Annotated in this window: 22 protein-coding genes; 9 read left to right on the top strand and 13 right to left on the bottom strand. The window is 65.2% G+C overall.

The genetic code is table 11. The features are described from left to right. Positions 1-133: 133 nt before the first annotated feature. Both FBX97_RS07410 and FBX97_RS07405 read left to right on the top strand, forming a co-directional pair. Positions 134-2,431, top strand: coding sequence for an FdhF/YdeP family oxidoreductase (locus FBX97_RS07410; RefSeq protein ID WP_141829954.1), 2,298 nt, complete (start codon positions 134-136; stop codon positions 2,429-2,431). Beyond that, positions 2,428-2,868 (top strand): PPC domain-containing DNA-binding protein, encoded by a 441-nt coding sequence (locus tag FBX97_RS07405; RefSeq protein ID WP_221631758.1) that lies wholly within the window; start codon positions 2,428-2,430, stop codon positions 2,866-2,868. Before FBX97_RS07410 ends, FBX97_RS07405 begins: the two co-directional genes overlap by 4 nt. 27 nt (positions 2,869-2,895) lie before the next feature. On the opposite strand, the gene FBX97_RS07400 is transcribed toward FBX97_RS07405, so the two are convergent. Then, a complete protein-coding gene (locus FBX97_RS07400) occupies positions 2,896-3,429 on the bottom strand; it encodes a DUF2939 domain-containing protein (RefSeq protein WP_185748501.1) in 534 nt (177 codons plus the stop codon). Between the two features lie 114 nt (positions 3,430-3,543). Here FBX97_RS07400 and FBX97_RS07395 point away from each other — a divergent pair, with 114 nt between their 5' ends. Then, on the top strand, positions 3,544-5,514 hold the full coding sequence (locus FBX97_RS07395; RefSeq protein WP_141829950.1) for a U32 family peptidase: 1,971 nt from the start codon (positions 3,544-3,546) through the stop codon (positions 5,512-5,514). Positions 5,515-5,550: 36 nt separating this feature from the next. Here the strand turns inward: FBX97_RS07395 and FBX97_RS07390 are convergent, their stop codons facing one another. After that, entirely contained in the window at positions 5,551-6,009 is a 459-nt protein-coding gene (locus FBX97_RS07390; RefSeq protein WP_141829949.1) for a pyridoxamine 5'-phosphate oxidase family protein, read from the bottom strand. 386 nt (positions 6,010-6,395) lie between these two features. On the opposite strand from FBX97_RS07390, the gene FBX97_RS07385 reads away from it, so the two are divergent. The 6 genes from FBX97_RS07385 (at position 6,396) to FBX97_RS07360 (ending at position 13,909) form a co-directional block, all read left to right on the top strand. Continuing rightward, positions 6,396-7,730, top strand: a complete 1,335-nt coding sequence (locus FBX97_RS07385) for a sigma-54 dependent transcriptional regulator (RefSeq protein WP_141829947.1) — start codon at positions 6,396-6,398, stop codon at positions 7,728-7,730. Positions 7,731-8,261: 531 nt separating this feature from the next. Beyond that, the gene (locus FBX97_RS30365) at positions 8,262-10,754 is read left to right on the top strand and encodes a hypothetical protein (protein WP_185748500.1); all 2,493 of its coding nucleotides are present in this window, start codon (positions 8,262-8,264) and stop codon (positions 10,752-10,754) included. Positions 10,755-10,819: 65 nt separating this feature from the next. Then, on the top strand, positions 10,820-11,257 hold the full coding sequence (locus FBX97_RS07375; protein WP_141829946.1) for a hypothetical protein: 438 nt from the start codon (positions 10,820-10,822) through the stop codon (positions 11,255-11,257). Further along, positions 11,254-11,943, top strand: coding sequence for a C39 family peptidase (locus tag FBX97_RS07370; RefSeq protein ID WP_141829944.1), 690 nt, complete (start codon positions 11,254-11,256; stop codon positions 11,941-11,943). The genes FBX97_RS07375 and FBX97_RS07370 overlap by 4 nt, the downstream gene beginning before the upstream one ends. A gap of 11 nt (positions 11,944-11,954) precedes the next feature. Then, positions 11,955-12,473 carry a hypothetical protein gene (locus tag FBX97_RS07365; RefSeq protein ID WP_141829942.1) on the top strand — a complete coding sequence of 173 codons (519 nt, stop codon included), beginning with the start codon at positions 11,955-11,957 and terminating at the stop codon, positions 12,471-12,473. A 23-nt stretch (positions 12,474-12,496) separates the two neighbouring features. Beyond that, positions 12,497-13,909 (top strand): acetate kinase, encoded by a 1,413-nt coding sequence (locus FBX97_RS07360; protein ID WP_255517334.1) that lies wholly within the window; start codon positions 12,497-12,499, stop codon positions 13,907-13,909. Positions 13,910-13,975: 66 nt separating this feature from the next. On the opposite strand, the gene lpxO is transcribed toward FBX97_RS07360, so the two are convergent. The 11 genes from lpxO to mltG form a co-directional block, all read right to left on the bottom strand. Then, the gene (gene lpxO / locus FBX97_RS07355; protein ID WP_141829941.1) at positions 13,976-14,875 is read right to left on the bottom strand and encodes a lipid A hydroxylase LpxO; all 900 of its coding nucleotides are present in this window, start codon (positions 14,873-14,875) and stop codon (positions 13,976-13,978) included. Between the two features lie 147 nt (positions 14,876-15,022). Continuing rightward, the gene (locus FBX97_RS07350; RefSeq protein ID WP_141829939.1) at positions 15,023-15,250 is read right to left on the bottom strand and encodes a DUF6139 family protein; all 228 of its coding nucleotides are present in this window, start codon (positions 15,248-15,250) and stop codon (positions 15,023-15,025) included. Positions 15,251-15,393: 143 nt separating this feature from the next. Then, positions 15,394-15,582 (bottom strand): hypothetical protein, encoded by a 189-nt coding sequence (locus FBX97_RS07345; protein ID WP_141829938.1) that lies wholly within the window; start codon positions 15,580-15,582, stop codon positions 15,394-15,396. 192 nt (positions 15,583-15,774) lie between these two features. Continuing rightward, positions 15,775-16,704 carry a methyltransferase domain-containing protein gene (locus FBX97_RS07340; protein WP_141829936.1) on the bottom strand — a complete coding sequence of 310 codons (930 nt, stop codon included), beginning with the start codon at positions 16,702-16,704 and terminating at the stop codon, positions 15,775-15,777. 145 nt (positions 16,705-16,849) lie between these two features. Continuing rightward, entirely contained in the window at positions 16,850-17,494 is a 645-nt protein-coding gene (locus FBX97_RS07335; protein WP_141829935.1) for an ankyrin repeat domain-containing protein, read from the bottom strand. Positions 17,495-17,497: 3 nt separating this feature from the next. Next, the gene (locus FBX97_RS07330) at positions 17,498-18,280 is read right to left on the bottom strand and encodes a TatD family hydrolase (protein WP_141829933.1); all 783 of its coding nucleotides are present in this window, start codon (positions 18,278-18,280) and stop codon (positions 17,498-17,500) included. Between the two features lie 42 nt (positions 18,281-18,322). Further along, on the bottom strand, positions 18,323-18,841 hold the full coding sequence (locus tag FBX97_RS07325; RefSeq protein ID WP_141829931.1) for a GNAT family N-acetyltransferase: 519 nt from the start codon (positions 18,839-18,841) through the stop codon (positions 18,323-18,325). A gap of 22 nt (positions 18,842-18,863) precedes the next feature. After that, positions 18,864-19,241 (bottom strand): PilZ domain-containing protein, encoded by a 378-nt coding sequence (locus tag FBX97_RS07320; RefSeq protein ID WP_141829929.1) that lies wholly within the window; start codon positions 19,239-19,241, stop codon positions 18,864-18,866. A 36-nt stretch (positions 19,242-19,277) separates the two neighbouring features. Then, positions 19,278-20,309, bottom strand: a complete 1,032-nt coding sequence (locus FBX97_RS07315; RefSeq protein ID WP_370457202.1) for a DNA polymerase III subunit delta' — start codon at positions 20,307-20,309, stop codon at positions 19,278-19,280. 5 nt (positions 20,310-20,314) lie between these two features. Further along, entirely contained in the window at positions 20,315-20,950 is a 636-nt protein-coding gene (gene tmk, locus FBX97_RS07310) for a dTMP kinase (RefSeq protein WP_141829926.1), read from the bottom strand. A gap of 19 nt (positions 20,951-20,969) precedes the next feature. Further along, a complete protein-coding gene (mltG, locus tag FBX97_RS07305) occupies positions 20,970-22,025 on the bottom strand; it encodes an endolytic transglycosylase MltG (protein WP_141829924.1) in 1,056 nt (351 codons plus the stop codon). Positions 22,026-22,140: the final 115 nt, after the last annotated feature.

The following is a 22,140-nucleotide window of genomic DNA, read 5'->3' as shown; positions in this document are numbered from 1 at the left end:
TGCAGCGGCGCACGTATTTGACGGATTTGATTGCGAATGCATTCGATGCGGCCTCCCATGTGCGCTTGCGAACAGACATGGCTGCGCCGGTGACGCACGCTGCTCGTATGGAGACCACCACAGGGCACGGATCATGAACAAGGATGGCAGCAGCAACGAACCCAAACTCCCGGCCGGCGGCTGGGGCTCGATCAAGGAAGTGACCACCATCCTGCTCGAGCAGCGGGTCCCGGTCGAGGGTTCGGCCCTCCTCCTCAAGCAGAACAAGCCGGACGGCTTCATGTGCGTCAGCTGCGCCTGGGCCAAGCCGGCGCATCCGCACCCGGCCGAATTCTGCGAAAGCGGCGCCAAGGCGACGGCGTGGGAAGTCACCAGCAAGGTGGTCAAGCCGGAATTCTTCGCCAAGCACACGGTGCGCGAATTGGAAAGCTGGGACGACCACGACCTGGAAGACATCGGCCGCCTGACGGTGCCGCTGCGCTATGACGCCGCCAGCGACCGCTACACCGAGATCGGCTGGGACCAGGCCTTCGACGAGATCGGCGCCCAGCTGCGCGGCTTCGATCCGAAGCAGGTGGTGTTCTACAGCTCGGGCCGCGCCTCGCTCGAAACCTCTTACATGTACCAGCTGCTGGCGCGCATGTACGGCAACAACAACCTGCCGGACAGCTCCAACATGTGCCACGAGAGCACCTCGGTGGCGCTGCCGAAGTCGATCGGCGTGCCGATCGGCACCGTCACCCTGGACGATTTCGAAAAGACCGACTGTATCTTCTTCTTCGGCCAGAACGTGGGCGTCAACAGCCCGCGCATGCTGCACCAGCTGCAGGAAGCGCGCAAGCGCGGCGTCGAGATCATCACCTTCAACCCACTGCGCGAACGCGGCCTGGTCAGCTTCACCAATCCGCAATCGCCGCTCGAGATGCTGACCGGCAGCGAGACCTGCATCAGCACCCAGTACCACCAGCTCAAGGCCGGCGGCGATACCGCCGCATTGATGGGCCTGTGCAAGGCCGTGATCGACGCCGACGATGCCGCCATGGCCGCGCACGCCGGCCGTACGCTCGACGCGCCCTTCCTCGCCGGCCATACGCACGGCTTCGAGGAACTGGCGACCTCGGCGCGTGCCCTCGACTGGGCCGAGATCGAGCGCGAATCCGGCCTGACGCGCGCCGCCATCGAAGGCGCGGCCCAGGTGTACATGCGCTCGCACGCCGTGATCGGCATCTTCGGCATGGGCCTGACCCAGCACCGCAACGGCGTCCAGAATATCCAGATGCTGGTGAATTTCCTGCTCCTGCGCGGGAACATCGGCAAGCCGGGCGCCGGCATCTGTCCGGTGCGCGGCCACTCCAACGTGCAGGGCCAGCGCACCGTCGGCATCACCGAGAAACCGGAACTGGCGCCGCTCGACAAGCTGAAGGAACAATACGGTTTCGAACCGCCGCGCGACAAGGGCATGAACACGATCGAGGCTTGCGAAGGGATCCAGGCCGGCAAGGTGCAGGCGCTGATCAGCCTGGGAGGCAACCTGGTGCGGGCCGTTCCCGACCACGGCGCGATGGACGCCGGCTGGCGCGCGCTGCCGCTGACGGTACAGATCTCGACCAAGCTGAATCGCAGCCACCTGGTGCACGGCAAGGCGGCCTACATCCTGCCCTGCCTGGGCCGCATCGAGATCGACCGCCAGAACGGCGTCGAGCAGGCGGTGTCGATGGAAGACTCGACCGGCTGCATGCACGGCTCGCGCGGCCGCGCCGAGCCGGCCGCCGATACGCTGCTGTCGGAGCCGGCGATCGTCGCGCGCCTGGCCAAGGCCACGCTGGCGCCGAATCCGAAAGTCGACTGGGACGGCTGGGTGGCCGACTACAGCAAGGTGCGCGACGCCATTGCCGAGACCTACCCGGAGATCTTCAACCACTTCAACGAACGCATGTGGACGCCGGGCGGCTTCCGCAAGCCGGTGGCGGCAGCCCAGCGTCAATGGAACACACCGACCAAGAAGGCGAACTTCACGGTGCCCGACGGCCTGGCCGCGGATCCCGACCTGAAGGAAGAGAGCCCGGACGTGCTGCGCCTGTTCACGGTGCGCAGCGACGGCCAGTTCAACACCACGATCTACAGCCACGAAGACCGCTTCCGCGGGGTCAAAGACCGGATGGTGCTGTTCATGGCGCGCGAGGACATGGACGCCCAGGGCCTCAGCGACGGCGACATCGTGCAGGCCAGCACCGTGGCCAAGGACGGCGTCGAGCGCCGCGTCGACGGCTTGCGGGTGGTGGAGTACCCGGTGCCGCCGGGCTGTACCGCCGGCTACTACCCGGAATGCAACCCGCTGCTGCCGCTGTGGCACTACGCCAAGGACAGCAAGGTGCCGGCGGCGAAATCGATCGCCGTGCGGCTGACCCGCAGCGGGCAAGCCGCGGCATGAGGGGCGGCGCGAAATCGATGCGCACGCCGGCCGGCTACCTGATGGTGCTGACCGAGGGCGACGACCTGTTCGCCGAACTGGAAGCGCTGGCGCTGCGCGAAGACATCCCGAGTGCCAGCTTCACCGGCTTCGGCTTCGCCGGCAAGGTCACCTTCGGCTTTTTCGATTTCGCCAAGCGCGATTACGATCCGGCCACCTTCGAGAACCGTGAAATGACCGGGATCAACGGCACGCTGGCCTGGAAGGACGGCAAGCCGTCGATCCACGCGCACGGCGTCGGCGGCGGGCCGGATTTCAAGGTCACGGGAGGACACCTGCTGGCGCTGACCGTCGGGCGCGGCTCGCTCGAGGTGACGATTGCAGTACACGACACCCGGCTGGAACGGCGCGAGGAGCCCTCGATCGGCGCCAACATCCTGCGCCTGCCGGGCGCGTGACGGATTTCGCGTGACGCGTCACACAAATTATTGCGGGAGTTCGATGGCCACCAGGTCCCAGTGCCACAAGCCGGCACGGCGGAACACGAAACGGCCGGCGCCGGGGGCATCGGTGCCGACCACGACCTCGCCCCATTCGCGGTAATGCAGCGACCAGTCGCGCCGCTCGCGCGCGGCCGCATCGGCATCGTTGTTGCCCTGGGCCGACGGCTCAGGCTTGGCGAGCCCGACCCTGCCGGTGTCCAGCATTGCCATCACGCCGGCCGGCGACACCATCGCGTCGATGATCGGGTTGACCGCCAGCGCCGCCATCGCCGCGCCCAGGCGAGCGAACGGGTTGGCGTCCTCTGGGCCGACCGTGCGCTGCATGCGCGTCGTGACCTGGCCCTTCAGGTTGTCGCGCAGCGCCGCGAAGTCGACGTGCGCCGATACCGTGGCGGCATCGCGCTCGGTGACCGCGGTGCGCAGGCGGTACAGGTCCCAGTACGGACTGACCCAGGCCGACACCGGCAGCAGGATGACGAACAGGATGGCAATCCATCCGATGAGCTTGCGCGGCATAGGCACCTTTCTCAAAAGGATCATTATAGGAACAAGCGCTGCCCGGTGACATAAACCCTTGATCTGGCTATAATTTCCGCCTTCCGCGTCTGCCGCACCTTCCAGGATCCCGCCATGTCACTGCTCGCCCACCAGCTCGAACTGCTGTCCCCCGCCAAGACCGCCGAGATCGGCCGGGAGGCGATCCTGCACGGGGCGGACGCGGTCTATATCGGCGGCCCCGCCTTCGGCGCGCGCCACAACGCCAGCAACCCGCTGGAAGACATCGCGGCGCTGGTCGAATTCGCGCACTGCTACCGGTCGCGCATCTTCGTGACCATGAACACGATCATGCACGACGCCGAGCTGGAAACGGCGCGCAAGCAGATCTGGCAGCTGTACGAGGCCGGCGTCGATGCCCTGATCATCCAGGACATGGGCCTGCTCGAGCTCGACCTGCCGCCGATCCAGATGCATGCCAGCACCCAGTGCGACATCCGCACGCTGGAAAAGGCGAAATTCCTGTCCCAGGTCGGCTTCAGCCAGCTGGTGCTGGCGCGCGAACTGACGATCGAGCAGATCCGCAAGATCCGTGCCGAGGTCGACACCCCGCTCGAATACTTCATCCACGGCGCCCTGTGCGTGGCCTTCTCGGGCCAGTGCTACATCTCGCATGCGGACAACGGCCGCAGCGCCAACCGCGGCGACTGCTCGCAGGCGTGCCGCCTGCCGTATACCTTGTCGGACGGCCAGGGCCGCGTGGTGGCTTACGAAAAGCACCTGCTGTCGATGAAGGACAACGACCAGAGCCGCAACCTGGAAGCGCTGATCGACGCCGGCGTGCGCTCGTTCAAGATCGAGGGCCGCTACAAGGACATGGGCTACGTGAAGAACATCACCGCCCACTACCGCCTGCTGCTGGACGAGATCCTGGAGCGCCGCCCGGAACTGGCGCGGGCTTCCAGCGGCCGCACGCGCGTGCTGTTCACGCCGGACGTGGACAAGAATTTCCACCGCGGCCATACCGATTACTTTGCCCAGGGCCGCCAGCAGACCATCGGCGCCTTCGATTCGCCCAAGTACGTGGGCGTGGAACTGGGCACCGTGGTGCGCATCGGCGGCGACAATTTCGACATCGTTGCCCACAGCGCCATGGCCAACGGCGATGGCCTGAACTACATGCACAAGCGCGAGACGATCGGCATCCAGGCCAATACCGTGCAAAAGCTGGGTGAAGACGAGGACGGCCAGCGCTGGCGCGTGTTCCCGAACGAGACCCTGGCCAACCTGCCCGGCCTCAAGGTCGGCAGCGTGATCCACCGCAACCGCGACCATACCTGGGAAGCGCAGCTGACCAAGAAATCGTCCGAGCGCCGTGTCGGCGTCGACCTGGTCCTGTCCGAGATCGAAGGTGGCCTGCGCCTGAAGCTGCGCGACGAGGACGGCATCGAGAGCCACGCCGATGCGCTGATCGCTCTGCAGCCCGCGCGCGAAGCGGCGCAGGCCGACAGCGCGCTGCGCACCAGCCTGGGCAAGCTGGGCAACACGATGTTCGAAGCCGGGTCGGTCACCCTGCAGCTGTCGCAGCCGTGGTTCGTGGCCGCCAGTGCCATCAACGCGCTGCGCCGCGACGCCGTCACCGCCCACGAAGCGGCACGCCTGGGCAGCTGGGAGCGTCCGGAACGCGCGCAGGTCGCGAACCCGCCACCGGTGTATCCGGAGACCCAGCTCAGCTACCTGGCCAACGTCTACAACGACAAGGCCCGCGCCTTCTATCACAAGTACGGCGTGCAGCTGATCGACGCCGCCTACGAGGCGCACGAGGAAGCCGGCGAAGTCCCCCTGATGATCACCAAGCACTGCCTGCGCTTCTCGTTCAACCTGTGCCCGAAGCAGGCCAAGGGCGTGCAGGGTGTGCAGGGCCAGGTGCGGGCCGAGCCGATGACGCTGGTCAGCGGCGAGGAAAAGTACACGCTGAAGTTCGACTGCAAGCCGTGCGAGATGCACATCATCGGCGCGATGAAGCCGCACATCCTGCAATCGCCGCCGCCGTCGGCGATTCCGTACAGCCCGCTGGTGTTCCACCGCCAGCGCCCGCGCGCCTGAGACCTGTACCCGGGAAGCGCCTGACCGGACGTTCCGTCAGTCGCTTCCCGCGTTAATCAGTTCAGTGTGGCCGAATCCCTTCGAATAGTCGATCACCGACACCAGCATCGGCCGGATGCGCAGGAACACCACTTCCGCCGCCATGTCCGGCCCCACCCACTCCGACACATCCGGAAAGCGTGCCTCGAGACAGGCGCGCGCCGTATCGGCATCCTGCGGATCGTCGAGGATCTCGGCATGCGCGCTCATCGACAGGCCGCGGATGTCGCGCCAATCGTGGTACGGCAGGTTGATCGTCAGGGATACCTTGTCGTTGTGGCGGATGTTGTTCGCCTTCTGGCTGCCGCGCCCGATCCCGGCGTACAGCGTCATGTCGCGGCAGGCGAAGCTGACGGTGGTCGCCTGCGGATAGCCGTCCGGCCGGATCGTTGCCAGCGTCAGGTCGGTACCGTGGTCCAGCACCTGCCTGATGAATTCCCGTTGTGCCTCGTCCATGCAGCCCTCCCCGGCCAATTTTCCACCTACCAATAGTCACAAGCCTGTAACTTTCACGTTGCACCTGTAGCGCCACGCTGTCAACCCTGCGTTACACATTGTCAACAGGAACTTTTTGTTGATACCAAAAGTGGCAATCAGTGTTTCCGGATGCCGCGTTCCGTATCTTTGCACATCTTCGCTCTGGCGACGCATGCGAATCGTCCGCCACTTTCCGCAATCGATCGGCATAATGTTGGTGAAACTTTAACTGATGTGTAGAAATTGCCACTGATACATACAAGAATGGCATTTCTAACATTTGGTTACACTTGTAAAATAAACATTCGATGGCGCCATCGCTGCTCCCTGCAGCGGCGGCGCCGTTTGACGTCTCTGGAGGATGGATGATCCGAAAACGCCTGCTGTGCATTACTCCCAATGAATCCGATGCCGACGAACTGCTCGACGCAGCAATGGGCGACTGGGAGATTCGCAGTGTGCCAACCCTGGCCGATGCCGCCCGCGAACTGCGCAGCCAGCGCTACCTGGTCGGGCTCCTGGTGCACGACCGCGACACCCAGCGGCCGGCCGAGCTCGATACCTTCCTGCGCCGCCACGGCCACATGCAGTGGGTCGGCGTATTCCGCCCGCGCGACCTGGAAAGCGCCCCCTGCCGCGACCTGGTGGTGGAACACCTGTGCGACTACCACACAGCGCCGGTCGACCCGGTGCGTCTGGCGCACACCCTCGGGCATGCGCACGGCTGGGCCATGCTGCGCCGCCGTACCGAACCAGCCGCGGCGGACGGTGCGTCGCGCTCGCCGCTGATCGGCAATTGCGACGCCATCGTGCGCCTGCGGGCCCAGGTCGAGCGCGTCGCCAAGGTGGCGGCGCCGGTGCTGATCTGGGGTGAAAGCGGCAGCGGCAAGGAGCTCACGGCGCAGGCCGTCCACACCCATTCCGACCGTGCCGGCGGCCCCTTCGTGCCGATCAACTGCGGCGCGATTTCGCCGACCCTGATCCACTCGGAACTGTTCGGCTACGAGCGTGGCGCCTTTACCGGCGCCACCAAGGGCAAGGCCGGCCTGATCGAATCGGCCCACGGCGGCACCCTGTTCCTGGACGAGATCGGCGACTTGCCGAAGGACCAGCAAGCCAACCTGCTGCGCTTCTTGCAGGAAAAGACGATCTGCCGCCTGGGCAGTACGCGGACCATCGCGGTGGATGTGCGCGTGGTGGCGGCATCGCACGTACAGCTGCAGGAAGCTGTGGCAAAGGGCAATTTCCGCGAGGACTTGTATTACCGTCTTGCCGTGCTGCCGGTGACCGTCCCGCCGCTGCGCGAACGGCGTGACGACCTGGTGGTGCTGGCCGAACACTTCTTCCACCTGTATGCCGACGAAAAGTCGCCGCGCCTCAAGGGTTTTTCCAACCGTGCCATCGCCGCCATCCTGGAACACACCTGGCCCGGCAACGTCCGCGAGCTCATCAACCGCGTCCGACGTGCGCTGGTGATGTCCGACGGGCGCTTCATCATGCCGGAAGACCTCGGACTCGGCCATTCGAGCTCGCTGATGGCGCCGGCGGCCCTCGATGATGCGCGCCTGCGCACCGAGCGCTCTGCCCTGCGCGAATGCCTCGACCGCAGCGGCCAGAACGTCAGCCGTGCGGCGCGCGACCTGGGTGTGTCGCGCACCACGATGTACCGCCTCCTGAGCAAGCACGGCATGCGTTCCTGACGCCTGCCGTCCAGATCCATCTTGTCGACGGCGCTGGCACCTTGTGCCGCGCCGGATGCGCCCGCCGCGACCCCGACGCGGCGGCAGCCCTTCTCCCTCTTCCCCACTACCAGGCCGCACTGCCTGACGCGCGGCCTTATCGAAATATATCCTCCAAGCATCCTTTACAGGCTGTCCTACAAGTGTGTCGGGGCGTTCGTGGCACAACATTCAGGCACATCATAAGTCCTTGATTTATATGCTGAATAACCTTTTTTTACAGTCGTAACAGGGTGTTACACGTGTGCAGTGAACTCTGTGTGTTGCCACACCCTCCGTTACACATCTGTGCCACTTGTGTAACACTTAATCGGTATTTTCATCAAATCGTATCAGACTGAGTCTGACATTCGTGTCGGATGAATCTGGCAAAGCCTTCAAAAACAGATACTTAGCGAACTCGACAGTATCGCTGGCACGTGTTGTGCAAAGTGAAAGAGGTCGGCGCTACAGCCGGCCTACTACCAACCAACACCCAGAGGGGAAACTCGAATGAACAAGACTTTGCTCGTGACCGCTATTTCGCTCGCTTTCTCGCTGAGCGCCCAAGCTGATGATTCCGTCGTTGGCCGCGGCGGCAGCACGGTCACGCAGAACACGACCCGTGCCACGGACAGCAACAACACGTCGACCGCTACCGACATGAGCAACACCGGCAACACGGCGACCAACACCGCTACCGACAACAGCAACACCGGCAACACCGCCACCAGCAACAGCGGCAACACCGCCACCAACACCGACGGCAGCAACCGCAGCACCAACACCAGCACGGTCACGACTGACAACAGCAATCGTTCGACGACCCAGACGGACAGCAGCAACCGCTCCAACACCCAGACCGACAACAGCAACCGCAGCACCTGGACCCAGACCAACACCGACAGCAGCGACAACAGCAGCCGCAACAACTCGAACCAGGGCAACGACAACAGCACCCGCACCACCAGCAACACCACCAGCACCAACGCGTCGAACCAGGGCAACGACAACAGCGCCCGCACCACCACCACCACGACCAACACCGACAGCAGCGACAACAGCTCGCGCACCACGTCGACCAACAACTCGAACCAGGGCAACGACAACAGCACCCGCACCACGTCGACCAACAATTCGAACCAGGGCAACGACAGCAGCGCACGCACCAACAACAGCGGCAACACCGCTTCGAATTCGCAGACCGACAGCAGCAACCGCTCGGTGACCAGCACCGACAGCAGCAACCGCAGCGACAACAGCCAGCGCACCACCACCACCAACACCGACAACTCGAACCAGGGCAACGACAACAGCCAGCGTACGGCCAACACCACCACCAACACCACGACCAACAAGAACAGCTCGGGCCAGAACCGCAGCAGCGGCGACGCCATGGCGTCGGGCCTGGGCGCAGCAGCTGCCAACAACGGCGGCGATGCAAGCTCGTCGCTGGCCAACTCGTTCAACACCTCGACCGCCAACGCCACCAGCAACCTGAGCGGTTCGGTCTCGGGCAACACCGTGTCGAACATCGGTAACCAGGTCGTGAACAACGGCGGCGCCAACGGCGGCGCAGCAACCGCCGGCAACGGCGCAATGGGCACCAGCGGCAGCGTCGCTGCCACCGGTGGCGCCGGCGCAGCAGGCGGCAGCGCCGATGCGGCAACCGGTGCGGCAGGCGGCAACGCCACCAGCGCCGGCGCGACCGCAGGCGGTGCCACGGTCGGTTCGGCCATGGCAGGCGCAGGCGGCGCAGGCGGCATGTCTTCGGGCGCCACCTCGGGTGCCGGCGCCATGGGCGGCGCAGGCGGTTCGGGTGCAGCTGGCGGCGCAGCCGGCTCGACCGGCGGCGCAGGCGGCGCAGGCGCGGCCGGCGGTTCGTCGACCGGCGCTGCAGGCGGCTCGACCGGCGCGCTCGCCGGCGGTAACGGTGGCTCGACCGGCGGTTCGTGGGCCGGCACCGGCGGTGCAGGCGGCGCCAGCGGCGACGCAATGGGCGGCCGCGGCGCAGCAGGCGGCGCGGGTGGTGCAGGCGCAGCCGGCGCCGCCGGCGGCATGGGCGGTGCAGGCGGCTCGGGCGCAGCAGGCGGTACCGCCGGCAATGCCGGCGCCACCGCGTCGAACGGCGCTTCGGGTGCCCCGGCCAGCGCCGGCGGTTCCTACGCCAGCTCGGGCGCCGGCGGCATGCCGGGCACCGGCACTGAAGGCACCAACGGCACCGGCACCGGCGGCGCCAGCGGCACCGCAACCACGGGCGGCCTGAGCGCCACCGGCGGCGCAGTCACCAGCGGCGCCGGCACGGCAACCGCAGGTACCACCACCGGCGGCGCAGGCGGCGCAGGTGCAGCAGGTGCAGCCGGCGGTGCCGGCGGCGCAGGCGGTGCGGGTGCAGCGGCCGGCGCAGGCGGCGCCGGTGCAATGGCTTCGAACGGCGCAGGTTCGGGTGCAGCCGGCGGCGCTGCCACCAGCGGTGCAGGCGGCGCAGGCGGTTCGCACTCGGCGACCGCAGGTGCCGGCGGTTCGACCACCGGCGGTCTCGGCGGCGCAGGCGGTGCAGGTGCTTCGGGCACCGCCACCGCAGGCATGGGTGGTTCGGGCGCAGCAGGCGGCGCGGCAGGCGACACCGGCATGGCCTCGAACACCTCGGGTTCGGGTGCAGCAGGCGGCTCGGCTACCACCGGTTCGGCAACCACCGGCTCGGCAACCTCGGGCGCCTCGACTGCCGGTAACGGCGGCACCGGCGGTTCGGGCGGCACCACCACCGGCGGCCGCGGCGGCGACCTGGCTGCCATCACCACCGGCTACGGCCAGGGCGGCATGGGTGGCGCAGCTACCGGCGGCATGGGCGGCACCAACACCGTGAGCGGCGGCACCTTCAACATGTCGAACACGATGAACGGCACCGCGCAATCGGCTGCAGGCATCTCGGTGATCAGCCAGAACACCGGCATCTCCTCGATGGTCCAGCAGAGCGTGAACGTCCAGGCCAACATGAACCTGTAATCCGAGCTTGACTGCCGTACCTCTCGCGAGGTGCGGCAGTTTTTTTTGTCGCAAGGGGGTAGAACATGCAGCATCCAGTCTCTCAACGCAAGGCGCTCCACGCCTGGGCCAAGCTTCAGGCCTTTGCAGCGCTCGTGACGCTTGCCTCCGCGGCCTCGGCCGCCACGGACCAGCCCGCAGACGCCCGTACGGCCGACGCGCGTTCGCTGTTCCGGGCCGAGTTCGGGATCAGCAGCGGCCACGAGGCGGTGCAGGCCACCCAGGACGAGGGCAGCGCCAAGCTCGAGCGGCAACGTGGCGGCACCGATACCCATACCACGAACAACACCGCGAACCTTGAAGGCGGCGTCAACGGCAACAGTGCCGTCAACGTCATGACCGGTAACAACATCATCGATTCCGGTTCCTTTGCCAACATGTCCGGTATCCCGGTGGTGATCCAGAACAGCGGCGCCAACGTCCTGATCCAGAACGCCACCATCATCAACCTGCAGATGAAATGAAACGCAGCGCACTGTCACTCGCAACTCTCGTCACGTGCGCGCTCCTGGGATCCGCCGGCGCCCAAGCGGCCGACATGTCGCTTGCCAGCGGTCCCACCTACCGCGTGCCGATGCACAGCCTGAAAGAACTCCGCTTTCTTTCCACCACCCGCCAGCAGTACGACTTCAGCTGCGGCTCCGCCGCGCTGGCCACCCTGCTGACCCACCATTACGGTTATCCGATCAGCGAAACGACCGCCTTCCAGGCCATGTGGGAACATGGCGACCAGGCCAAGATCCGCCGCGAAGGCTTTTCGCTGCTCGACATGCAACGCTACCTGGCGACCATCGGCTTCAAGTCCGACGGCTTCCGCCAGCCCCTCGACAAGCTGTTCGAGGCCAAACTCCCCGCCATCGTGCTGGTGACCGAAAAAGGTTACAACCACTTCGTGGTGATCAAGGGCGCCGACGACGGCCGCATCCTGATCGGCGATCCGTCGGCGGGCACGCGCGCGATCACGCGCGACCACTTCGAAGCCATCTGGCCGACCAAGCTGCTTTTCGTGATCCACGAATCGCCGACCCGGCCGCAATTCAACCTCACCGCCGACTGGCGTGCCGCGCCGCGCGCGCCGCTCGATCAGGCGATGAGCCGCCTGGTACTGGACATCAGCTCGCTGCCGAAGTTCGGACCGGGCGATTTTTGACAGGAGAATCCATGCGCACCATCCTCCAGATCGGATTGGCCGGCGCCGCCCTCGCCTTCGCCATGAACGGCATGGCGGCCCCGGCCGATACGGCCCCGGGCGCCGCCGGCTTCAGCGATGCGAATGCCGTCGCGCCCGCCTCGCTGGACGAATACCGCGGCGGCTTCACCGACCCGAGCGGCCTCGCCGTCTCGCTGGGGATCGACCGCATCGTCACCGTCAACGGCAACGTGGCGGCCACCACCAGCATGAACTTCGGCGACCTCGGCAGCCTCGCCGCCGGCAGGACCACGCTGTCGCCCGAGGCCGCGAACCAGTTGAACCTGATCCAGAACGGCAGCGGTACCTTCAACGTCCAGCTCGGCTCCGGTGCCATGGGCGGGACCGTGATTCAAAACAGCCTGAACAATCAGATTATTAATAATGCAACTATAATAAACGCCAGTGTCGACACCCGGGGCATGCTGCAAGCGATGAACTTCCAGTCGACACTTTCGAACGCACTCAACACCGCCGCGACCGGAAGGTGACGGCACAACCGGAGTAAGAAACGATGCAAAAAATTCCAGCGCTGTACAGCGTGATTGGGCTCGCCGCGGCCCTGGCCTGCATTCCGGCCGGCGCGCAGACCGCGCCCGACCTGGCCGAGCAGTTGAAAATCATGCGACAACAGCTGGAAGAACAGCGCGCCCGCGTCGACGACCTCGAACGCCAGTTGCGCGCCAGCGGCGTCAAGCCGCCCGTGGGCACCGCCAGCCCGTCCCAGCTCGACCGCCTGCGCGGCACCGGCCCGGTCGTCAGCAAGGACTGGGCGGACAGCCCGGCGCCCGGCGCGGCCCCAAGCAACAGCGCGGCCAACGGTGTCGCCGCTGCGGCGCCGCTCGACATCCTGCGCGGCACCGGCGGCGCCGACGCGCCGCAGGCCGGCCTGCCGGCCCCGGTCACCGGCAGCACCGCGCCGTCGCCACAGGGCGCCGTCGGCCGCGCCCCGGAACAGGCCCAGCAACGCCAGCCCGAAGTGGCACCGATCTTCGAAACGCCGGGCGTGCTGACCCCGCACGGCAAGGTGGTGTTCGAACCGTCGATCCAGTACGGCTATTCGTCCAGCAACCGTGTCGCTTTGGTCGGCTACACCGTGATTCCGGCGATCCTGATCGGCCTGCTGGACGTGCGCGAGGTCAAGCGCAACAGCACGACCGGCGCCGCCACTTTCCGCTACGGCGTCGGCAACCGCTTCGAAGTCGAAGCCAAGATTCCCTACGTCTACCGCAGCGATTCGACCGTCAGCCGCGAGATCTTCACCGGCACCGCCGCCGAACGCGCTTTCCAGACCAGTGGCAAGGGCATCGGCGACATCGAACTCGGCTGGCGCTACCAGCTGAACGACGGCGGCGCCGACAAGCCGTATTACATCGCCGGCATGCGCTTCAAGTCGCGTACCGGCCGCGATCCGTTCGAAGTCGTCACCGACTGCGCGACCCGCTGCGTCGGCCAGAATGTCACCGGCACCGGCCTGCCGCTCGATCTGCCGACCGGTTCCGGCTTCTATTCGCTGCAGCCGAGCGTGACCTGGCTGCTGCCGTCGGACCCGGCCATCTTCTTCGGTACCTTCAGCTACACCAAGAATTTCAAGCGCGGGAATATCTACCGCACCGTGCTGAACGGCGAACGCGAACTGCTGGGCGAGATCGATCCGGGCAACGTGTTCGGCTTCAACGTGGGCATGGGCCTGGCTCTGAACGAAAAGGCTTCGTTCAGTATCGGCTACGACCACAGCTCGGTGTCGCGCATGCGCCAGAACGGCCAGATCATCCCGGGCTCGGTGCGCATCCAGCTGGGTACGCTGCTGCTGGGCGGTTCCTACCGCCTGAGCCACAACCGCACGCTGAACCTGTCGGTCGGCGCCGGCATGACGCGCGATACGCCGGACGTGACCTTGATGGTGCGGATGCCGTTCAACCTGTAAGCGGTGCGGCAGCAATAAAAAAGGGCCACTCCGGTGGCCCTTTTTCGTTACGGTACAGCGTAGCGATCAGATGTAGTACACAAGTGCCGCCAGGCCCACGATCAAGGCAACCTTGGTCGCCTTGTACGCCGTCTTGTTCCACGCCTTGTAACGGCGGCGGTACTGCCCCATCACGTGCGAAATGCGGAACAGCTTGCTTACCAGCCCGGTCTGGTCGCCGGTTTCGTTGGGCGACGCCGCCGCCGTCATCATGGTGCGGCCGAGCCAGCGGTTGACCGCCTGGGCCCAGCGGAAACGCATCGGGCGCTCGACGTCGCAGAACAGGATCACGCGGTCGCTGTCGCTGCCGTTGATGGCCCAGTGGATATAGGTTTCGTCGAAGATCACGCCTTCGCCGTCGCGCCAGCTGTACGGCGTACCGTCGACGTCGATGAAGCAGCGGTCGTCGTTCGGCGTAGCCAGGCCCAGGTGGTAGCGCATCGAGCCGGCGAACGGATCGCGGTGCGGGTTCAGCTTGGCGCCCGGTGGCAGTTCGGCGAACATCGCTGCCTTGACCGACGGGATATTTTTCAACAATGCATAGGTGCGCGGGCACAGGCGCTCGGCCGACGGGTGGCTGGCGTCGTACCACTTCAGGTAGAAGCGCTTCCAGCCGGTCTTGAAGAAGGAATTGAAGCCGGCATCGTTGTTCTCTTCGGACGCCTTGATCTTCTTGAGGGCCAGCAGGTTTTCGGCTTCGTCACGGATGACTTGCCAGTTCTGCTGCAGCACCGCCAGTTCCGGGAATTCGCGCACCGGAATGTAGGGCGTGCTCGGCACCCGAGAAAACAGGTGCATGAAGATGTTGATCGGTGCCATGAACGACGAATGGTCGAACAGCTGGCGGCCGAACGGCAGACGGACCTTCCCCCGGAAATGGATATGCAACACCGACAGGATGAGAAAACCGACCACTGCCCACTTCATTACGCCTCCGAACGCATTTCATCGAGGCGCAAGGATACCATAGGGCAGAAACAGGCGTGCACCGCCGGTCTGCCGATCGGCGGGCTGGCGGTGCAGCGGCGGCCCGGTGGCACAGTCTGTCGTGACTGCGCTACAAGCCGGTGAAGATTAATGCGTCAGGGAAGTTACGGCGTACCCTTTTTCGGCCAGCTGGCCACTCACGTTCTCGATCTGGTAATCCGGCAGGTCGGAAGCATTGTCGTCGACTTCGACGGCACGGGCTTCGACTTCCCAGTCGGTGTTGGTGGCTTCTTCGGGAATGTTCTTCGTTTCCGGAACCACCAGGTAAGAGAATTTGCCGTCGTGTTCGGCTCTGCGATAGACGTCCAGGCGCATAGTCGTTTTCCTTTATAAGCATGGCTGACGGATGACAGCCATCGGTAAGGTTGACGATAAGCCAAGCTTACCCGAGCGTCTGTTAATGGACGCACACTGGATTCTCAACAACGCATTTGCGGCCCCCATCCGGCTGCACGCCTTCAGCGGCCCAGCACCCGCGCCGGCAGCATGACGATCGCGCGCAGCAGCTCGAACACGGCCTCGACGCCGATGCCGATCAGCCGGAACGGCAGCAGGAGCAGCCAGAACACCGGATACAGGACCAGGGCCAGCAGCGCGAGCGGCCAGCACAGGAAGAGCAGGAACAGCCAGACCAGGAAACCCAGCATTGTTGGCTCCATCAGGGTGGGTTGAACGATGCGCTTACTGTAAGCGTATCGTCCGGGAGCGGCAACGCGGATGCGATGGATGGGCCGTGTAGACGATAAGTGGGGGAAATGCGGGGGCGAATGGTGCAGAAACAGCCGTCGCCCCTGACTGCGCAGGGGCGACGTTTCCACGCTGACGAACCTGGCCTGCAATCAGGCGAACACGGCCTCGGCAGCCCGTTGCGCCACCTGTTCCTCATACTTCGCCACCACCTCGGTCCGGATCGACGCTTCCAGCGACGGAATCGACCCGCCCGCTCGGTAGGCAAAGCTCACTTGCACGATGTCGCCCGGCTGCACCTCGATCGCACGCGCCAGCGGCAGCGTCATGTAGTGGTTCAGCCAGTCGATCGTGGTGCCGCGCTCTTCGATGATCGACAGCACGTTCTTGGTGATGAAACGCAGCGCATTCAGGCTGCCGGCCTTTTCGACCAGGAACTGTCCCTCCCAGGCGATCAGGGAATCGACCGGCTGGCTGAAGTCGAGGATGCTGTACACGCCCGGCTGGGCCAGTTCGACCGTGCCCGGGTAGACCACGTTGGTCGGCTGGAACTGGATGATCGGCGCGTGGAAGCCTTCGAAATCGTACTCCGCCTGCAGCGGCTGGACCGCCATGATGACGGCTTCCGGCAGGAACACCGGCAGCGGGCCGCCGAAGCGCGCCAGGTAGCGGCGCTTGAACGCTTCGATCACCTCGACCTGCTTTTCGCGCAGCATGCCGACGTGGATCATTTCGCAGATCACGATGTCGACCGGCTCGGGCGGCAGGTAGTCGAAGGCGTCGGCGTGCACGACCTCGACCTTGTGGCCGTTTTCGTTCATCGCCAGGAAACGGCGCGCCTCGCGCACCATGTCCGGGTTGAACTCCACGCAATACACTTTGTCGGCCTGCTGGGCCGCGAAGAACGAGAGCACGCCGGTACCGCCGCCCAGTTCGAGCACCTTGGCGCCCGGCTTGACGGCGTGGAAGATCGCCGACTTGAAGCTGTGCATCCGGTTATGGTCCATCAGCATGTTGTGGTGATAGTGGACCGGGATGAATTGACCCAGGTAGCAGCTCTCGATTTCGCGTTCGTTCAGCATGGAATTCCTTCAGTGGAGGCCGCGTTGTCGCTGGCGCCGTGTTATTGATCACGTAGCCATTATCGCCATGCAGAGAAAGAATTGATGCGTTGAGGAAACGAACTTTTCCGGTCCAGTTCGGCGCTTATGGCGGCTGGCGCAACCCTCAGCGCGTCAGCGCCTTGGCCAGTGAAGGGTGCTCGGCACGCGCGGCGATCTGGGCTGCCGTGAGGCCTTCGCCATTCTTGAGGCGGGGATCGGCGCCATGCTTCAGCAGGAACAGCGCGGTCTCTTCCTTGCCTTCGCGCGCGGCCAGCATCAGCGGCGTGTAGCTGCCGCTGGCACGCGGCGACAGCGCATCGATCTTCGCGCCGTGTTCCAGCAGCAGGCCGGCGATGGCATCGTCGCCGGCCGCCGCCGCATAGTGCAGCGGCGTCCAGCCCGGGCGGTTGATGGCCGCACCCTTGGCGATCAGCGCTTCGGCGGCCGGCCGGTTGCCCTTGAAGGCGGCCATCATGAGCGCCGTGTTGCCGTTGATGGCCGGCGTGTCGACGCGGGTGCCGGGATGCTCGAGCAGCGTCCTGAACACTTCCATCGACCCTTCGCGCAGGGCCAGCACGAGCGGCGGTTCGCCACCGATCGGATTGGTGTCGTTGGGGTCGACCTGGGCGCCGAGCATGGTCTTGACCGTGCGCGCGTCGTCCATCTGTACCGCGCGGAAGAAAGTGCTGACCTGGGCCGGGGTGGCCGCCACGGCCAGCGAGACCGTGGCTGACAGCAGAATCGAATACAGCGCGCGGCGCAGCAGCATGGATCAGTCCTTCGGCACGTTGAACAGGGTGTGGAAGTTCTCGGTCGTGCGGTCGGCAACTTCGCGCAGCGGCACGTCCTTCAGGGTCGCCAGGAACTCGGCCACGTGCGGCACGAAGCCCGGCTCGTTCATTTTGCCACGGTAGGGCACCGGCGCAAGATAGGGCGAGTCGGTCTCGATCAGGATGCGGTCCAGCGGCAGCGCCTTGGCCACGGCCTGCAGGTCTTTCGCGCTCCTGAAGGTCACGATGCCGGAGAACGAGATGTAGAAACCCATCTCGATCGCCGCCTGCGCCACTTCCAGGCTTTCGGTAAAGCAGTGCATCACGCCGGCGACGCCGCCCTGCTCCACGCCGGCACCCTCTTCCTGCAGGATGCGGATGGTGTCGGCGCTGGCGGCGCGGGTGTGGATGATCAGCGGCTTGCGGGTCGCGCGCGAGGCGCGGATATGGGTGCGGAAACGCTCGCGCTGCCACTCGAGGTCGCCTTCCAGGCGGTAATAGTCGAGCCCGGTTTCGCCGATGGCGACGATCTTCGGGTGATTCGCCATCTCGACCAGCTGCTCGACGGTCGGTTCCGGCGTGTCTTCGTAGTCGGGGTGGACGCCGACCGACGCATATATATGAGGATATTGCTCAGCGAGCGCGAGCACGCCCGGGAAGTCCGGCAGGTCGACCGACACGCACAGGGCGTGGGTGACCTTGTTCTCGGCCATCCTGGCGAGGATCTCGGGCATCCGGGCGGCGAGCTCGGGGAAATTGATGTGGCAATGGGAATCGATATACATGCCGACATTGTACGCGAGCCCGCAATCGGGCGCCGGTGGGTCTTATGCGACCCGCTTGCCCAGGATGATCAGGTCGCGCTCGATCCCATCCAGGTTCGCTACCCGCGGGAAATGCGCCCAGGTGTCGAAACCATACTTGCGGAACAGGGCCAGGCTCGGTTCGTTATGCCCGAAGATGAACCCGAGCAAGGTATGCACATTGACGTTCGGCGCGAACGCCATCGCCTGCTCCAGGCAATATTTTCCGATGCCCTTGCCGCGCCATGCTTCGGCGATATAGATCGACAGCTCGGCCGTGCCCGAATACGCCGGGCGCCCATAGAAGTTCGAGTAGGACAGCCAGCCGATCACTGCCGGGTTCTCGGACGTGTCGGCGGCATCGTGGATCACCCACAGCGGACGCCGTTCCGGGGTGTGGTCGGCGAACCAGCCTTCGCGCGACTGCACCGTGATCGGTTCGGTGTCGGCGGTGACTTCGCGCGAGGCAATGGTGGAATTGTAGATGTCGACGATGACGGGCAGGTCTTCGATGCGGGCGAGGCGGTGAACGTAGGACGGCATAAAAAGAAAGAACGTGGGGAAATTAGAGCGTATGGGTCGCCCGCGAGGAACGCAGCGCGGCACCCAGGATTTCTTCGATGCGCAGCTTGGCGCGCTGGCCGGTCTCGTCGGCCGGGAAATGCACGCCGATGCCCTGCGCCTTGTTGTTGTTGGCGCCGGCCGGCGTGATCCAGGCGACCTTGCCGGCGATCGGGTATTTGTTGGGATCGTCCATCAGGGACAGGATCAGGTAGATTTCGTCGCCGATCTTGTAGGGCTTGGTGGTCGGCACGAACATGCCGCCGTTCTTCAGGAAAGGCATGTAGGCGGCGTACAGCGCCGCCTTTTCCTTGATGGCCAGCGACAGCACGGACGGGCGCGGTGCCTGCGCGGCGTTCGGGTCCACGGTCAAGCCGCTCATCGGATTCCTTTCATCGGTTCGGCGCAGCGCGGGTTGTCAGCTGCAGCATGCAGTGTAATCAAGCAACATGTCTTCCACAAACAGTTTCGGCGACAACGGGTGATCCGCCACTGCGCGGCGTTCGTTGGCAGACTTGATCGCGCGCATCAGCCCGGGCGTCGACACCCGGCCGGCCAGCGCCGCGAGTTCGCGCTGGTAACGCGGATAATAGCGGATCGTGCCGGAGAGCTTGTACGAAAATACGTCATAAAGCCAGCGCTGCTGCCATGCCACAAGATTTGCCAGCGGCGCCTTGCTCAGCTTATCGGCGGCGCGCAACGCGCTATCGATGCTGGGTTGCGCCAGGATCTGCAGCAGGGTGTCGAGCTCTTCGCGGCTGCCGTTCTCGGCCTGGGCCAGCGCCGCCAGCGGCGCCCCGCCCTGTTCGCGCAGCCAGCCGTCGGCGTCGTTCACGCCCTGGGCCTGCAGCCAGGCCAGGGCGCTGGAGTGGTCGGGTGTCGGCAGCGCGAACTTGCGGCAGCGCGACAGGATCGTCGGCAGCAGCCGGTCGAGGCCGTTGGAAGCCAGCAGGAACACCGTGCCGGGCGGCGGCTCTTCCAGCGTTTTCAGCAACGCGTTGCTGGCCGGCATGTTGAGCGCTTCGGCCGGATACAGCACGACCACCCGCAAGCCCTGGCGGTGGGTCGAGATGTTCATGAAGTCGGCCAGCGCGCGCACCTGCTCGATCTTGATGTCCTTCGAGGCGGTTTTCGACGATTTCGACTTCTTGTCGCCATCGCCAGCCGCGGCGTCGTCTCCCTCGGCCGTGGGCACCTCGTCTTCCAGCGCTTCCGGGCGCACGCGGCGGTAATCCGGATGGTTGCCTTGGGCGAACCAGCCGCAGGACGCGCAGGTACCGCAGGCGCGTCCATCGGGACGCACGTTTTCGCACAATAGGGCTTGGGCAAAAGCTTCCAGGAAATCAGCCTTGCCGATGCCGGCCGGGCCGTAGAACAGGATCGCATGCGGCAGGCGCACGCGCATCTGTTGCAGCTGGTCCCAGGCCGCTTCCTGCCATGGGTAGATCATGCCGCTCACACCAGTTTCTCCAGCGCTGACAAGAGCGCTTCACGAACGTCGTCGATCGACTGCGTCGAGTCGATCACCACGATGCGTTCCGGGCATGCCGCTGCGCGGCGCAGGTACTCATTGCGGACGCGCCCGAAAAAGTCGGCTTCTTCCTGCTCGAACTTGTCCAGCGTGCGGGTGGCGTCGAGCCGCGCACGCGCCACCTCGAGCGGCACGTCGAACAGCAGGGTCAGGTCGGGCTGCAGGTGCGGATGCACCCACTGTTCCAGCCCCTCCATCCTGGCACGGTCCATGCCGCGGCCGCCGCCCTGGTAGGCGAAGCTGGCATCGGTGAAGCGGTCGGACAGCACCCAGTCACCGCGCATCAGCGCCGGCTCGATCACCTGGGCGATGTGTTCGCGCCGGCTGGCGAACATCAGCAAAGCCTCGGTCTCGAGGTGCATCTTTTCGTGCAGCAGCAGGTCGCGCAGTTTTTCGCCGAGCGGCGTGCCGCCCGGTTCGCGCGAGGAGACCACGGTCTTGCCGGCGCGTTTCAGGTACTCGGTGATGAAGCCGATGTGGGTCGACTTGCCGGCGCCGTCGATGCCTTCGAAGGTGATGAAACGCCCGCGCGCCTTGCTCACCTGGTCACTACTATTCATGGTTGCTTCTTTTATTCGCTTATTGATTGGAGCGCTTGTCGCTGCTGCCGCTACTGCCGCTACTGCCGCTACTGCGGATATACTGGTCGACCGCCTTGTTATGCTCGTTCAGGTTGGCCGAGAAATGGCTGGTGCCGTCGCCGCGCGACACGAAATACAGGGCTTCGGTCTTGGCCGGCGCCAGCGCCGCCGCCAGCGACTGCACGCCCGGCAGCGCGATCGGCGTCGGCGGCAGGCCCGCCCGCGTATAGGTGTTGTACGGGGTGTCGGTCTCGAGATCCTTCTTGTGGATCTTGCCGTCGTATTTCGGACCGATGCCGTAGATGACCGACGGGTCGGTCTGCAGCAGCATGCCGGTCTTGAGGCGGTTCACGAAGACCCCGGCGATCATCGCGCGTTCGCCCTTCTGGCCGGTCTCCTTTTCCACCAGCGAGGCCATCACCAGCGCCTGGTACGGGTCCTTGTACGGCAAGCCCGGCTCGCGCTTTTCCCAGGCCGCGTTCAGGCGCTTCATCATCATCTCGTGCGCCTGCTTGTAGATGGTCAGGTCGCTGGCGTTCTTGGCGAACAGGTAGGTATCCGGGAAGAACAGGCCCTCGGGACCGGCGAACTTCGCATCCGCGCCGGCCACCTTGGCCAGCAGTTCCTGGTCGGTCAGCCTGGCGGTATCGTGCTTCAGGTTGGGGGCGGCATCGACCGTCTGGCGCATCTGGCGGAAGGTCCAGCCTTCGATGATGGTCAGCGATTCCTGGGCGAACTCGCCGCGCACCAGCTGGGTCAGCAGGCGCCGCGGCGAGGTATCGGGCTTCAGCTCGTAGCTGCCGGCCTTGATCTGGCCGGCCTTGCCGGTCACGCGCGCCAGCACGCCGAACAGGAAGGCATTGAGGGGCACGCCGGCTGCCGCCATCTGCTGGGTGGCGCCGCCGACGCCGCTGCCGGGTGCGATCGCAAAGGGGATGACCGCGGCGCCCGCGCTTGCGCTGGTCAGCGGGCGGCCGGCCCACCACTGGAAGCCGGCGACGGCCGCGACCGATACGATTACACCTGACACGATGAGTTTTTTTAAGAATGCCATGCTCGAGGGTTTGTTTTTACGCCGTCCCCGGCGCGATTTTGTCGACATCTCTATAATGAGCCCGTAATGATATAGCCCTGCTGCGTTATTAGTAAGTCATTCGCCATAAGTAATC

The sequence above is a fragment of the Herbaspirillum sp. SJZ107 genome (assembly GCF_006715485.1).
Taxonomy (GTDB): Bacteria; Pseudomonadota; Gammaproteobacteria; order Burkholderiales; family Burkholderiaceae_D; genus Telluria.
This window is presented reverse-complemented; position numbering and strand designations above follow the sequence as displayed.

Coding starts and splice junctions, on each gene's coding strand:
- FBX97_RS07320 (WP_141829929.1), bottom strand. CDS start 19,241: ATGAGCGGCTTGACCGTGGACCCGAACGCCGCGCAGGCACCGCGCCCG.
- FBX97_RS07370 (WP_141829944.1), top strand. CDS start 11,254: ATGAAACGCAGCGCACTGTCACTCGCAACTCTCGTCACGTGCGCGCTC.
- FBX97_RS07395 (WP_141829950.1), top strand. CDS start 3,544: ATGTCACTGCTCGCCCACCAGCTCGAACTGCTGTCCCCCGCCAAGACC.
- FBX97_RS07345 (WP_141829938.1), bottom strand. CDS start 15,582: ATGCTGGGTTTCCTGGTCTGGCTGTTCCTGCTCTTCCTGTGCTGGCCG.
- FBX97_RS07400 (WP_185748501.1), bottom strand. CDS start 3,429: ATGCCGCGCAAGCTCATCGGATGGATTGCCATCCTGTTCGTCATCCTG.
- FBX97_RS30365 (WP_185748500.1), top strand. CDS start 8,262: ATGAACAAGACTTTGCTCGTGACCGCTATTTCGCTCGCTTTCTCGCTG.
- FBX97_RS07315 (WP_370457202.1), bottom strand. CDS start 20,309: ATGATCTACCCATGGCAGGAAGCGGCCTGGGACCAGCTGCAACAGATG.
- FBX97_RS07375 (WP_141829946.1), top strand. CDS start 10,820: ATGCAGCATCCAGTCTCTCAACGCAAGGCGCTCCACGCCTGGGCCAAG.
- FBX97_RS07335 (WP_141829935.1), bottom strand. CDS start 17,494: ATGCTGCTGCGCCGCGCGCTGTATTCGATTCTGCTGTCAGCCACGGTC.
- FBX97_RS07405 (WP_221631758.1), top strand. CDS start 2,428: ATGAGGGGCGGCGCGAAATCGATGCGCACGCCGGCCGGCTACCTGATG.
- FBX97_RS07340 (WP_141829936.1), bottom strand. CDS start 16,704: ATGCTGAACGAACGCGAAATCGAGAGCTGCTACCTGGGTCAATTCATC.
- mltG (WP_141829924.1), bottom strand. CDS start 22,025: ATGGCATTCTTAAAAAAACTCATCGTGTCAGGTGTAATCGTATCGGTC.
- FBX97_RS07350 (WP_141829939.1), bottom strand. CDS start 15,250: ATGCGCCTGGACGTCTATCGCAGAGCCGAACACGACGGCAAATTCTCT.
- FBX97_RS07360 (WP_255517334.1), top strand. CDS start 12,497: ATGCAAAAAATTCCAGCGCTGTACAGCGTGATTGGGCTCGCCGCGGCC.
- FBX97_RS07365 (WP_141829942.1), top strand. CDS start 11,955: ATGCGCACCATCCTCCAGATCGGATTGGCCGGCGCCGCCCTCGCCTTC.
- FBX97_RS07390 (WP_141829949.1), bottom strand. CDS start 6,009: ATGGACGAGGCACAACGGGAATTCATCAGGCAGGTGCTGGACCACGGT.
- lpxO (WP_141829941.1), bottom strand. CDS start 14,875: ATGAAGTGGGCAGTGGTCGGTTTTCTCATCCTGTCGGTGTTGCATATC.
- FBX97_RS07330 (WP_141829933.1), bottom strand. CDS start 18,280: ATGTATATCGATTCCCATTGCCACATCAATTTCCCCGAGCTCGCCGCC.
- FBX97_RS07325 (WP_141829931.1), bottom strand. CDS start 18,841: ATGCCGTCCTACGTTCACCGCCTCGCCCGCATCGAAGACCTGCCCGTC.
- tmk (WP_141829926.1), bottom strand. CDS start 20,950: ATGAATAGTAGTGACCAGGTGAGCAAGGCGCGCGGGCGTTTCATCACC.
- FBX97_RS07385 (WP_141829947.1), top strand. CDS start 6,396: ATGATCCGAAAACGCCTGCTGTGCATTACTCCCAATGAATCCGATGCC.
- FBX97_RS07410 (WP_141829954.1), top strand. CDS start 134: ATGAACAAGGATGGCAGCAGCAACGAACCCAAACTCCCGGCCGGCGGC.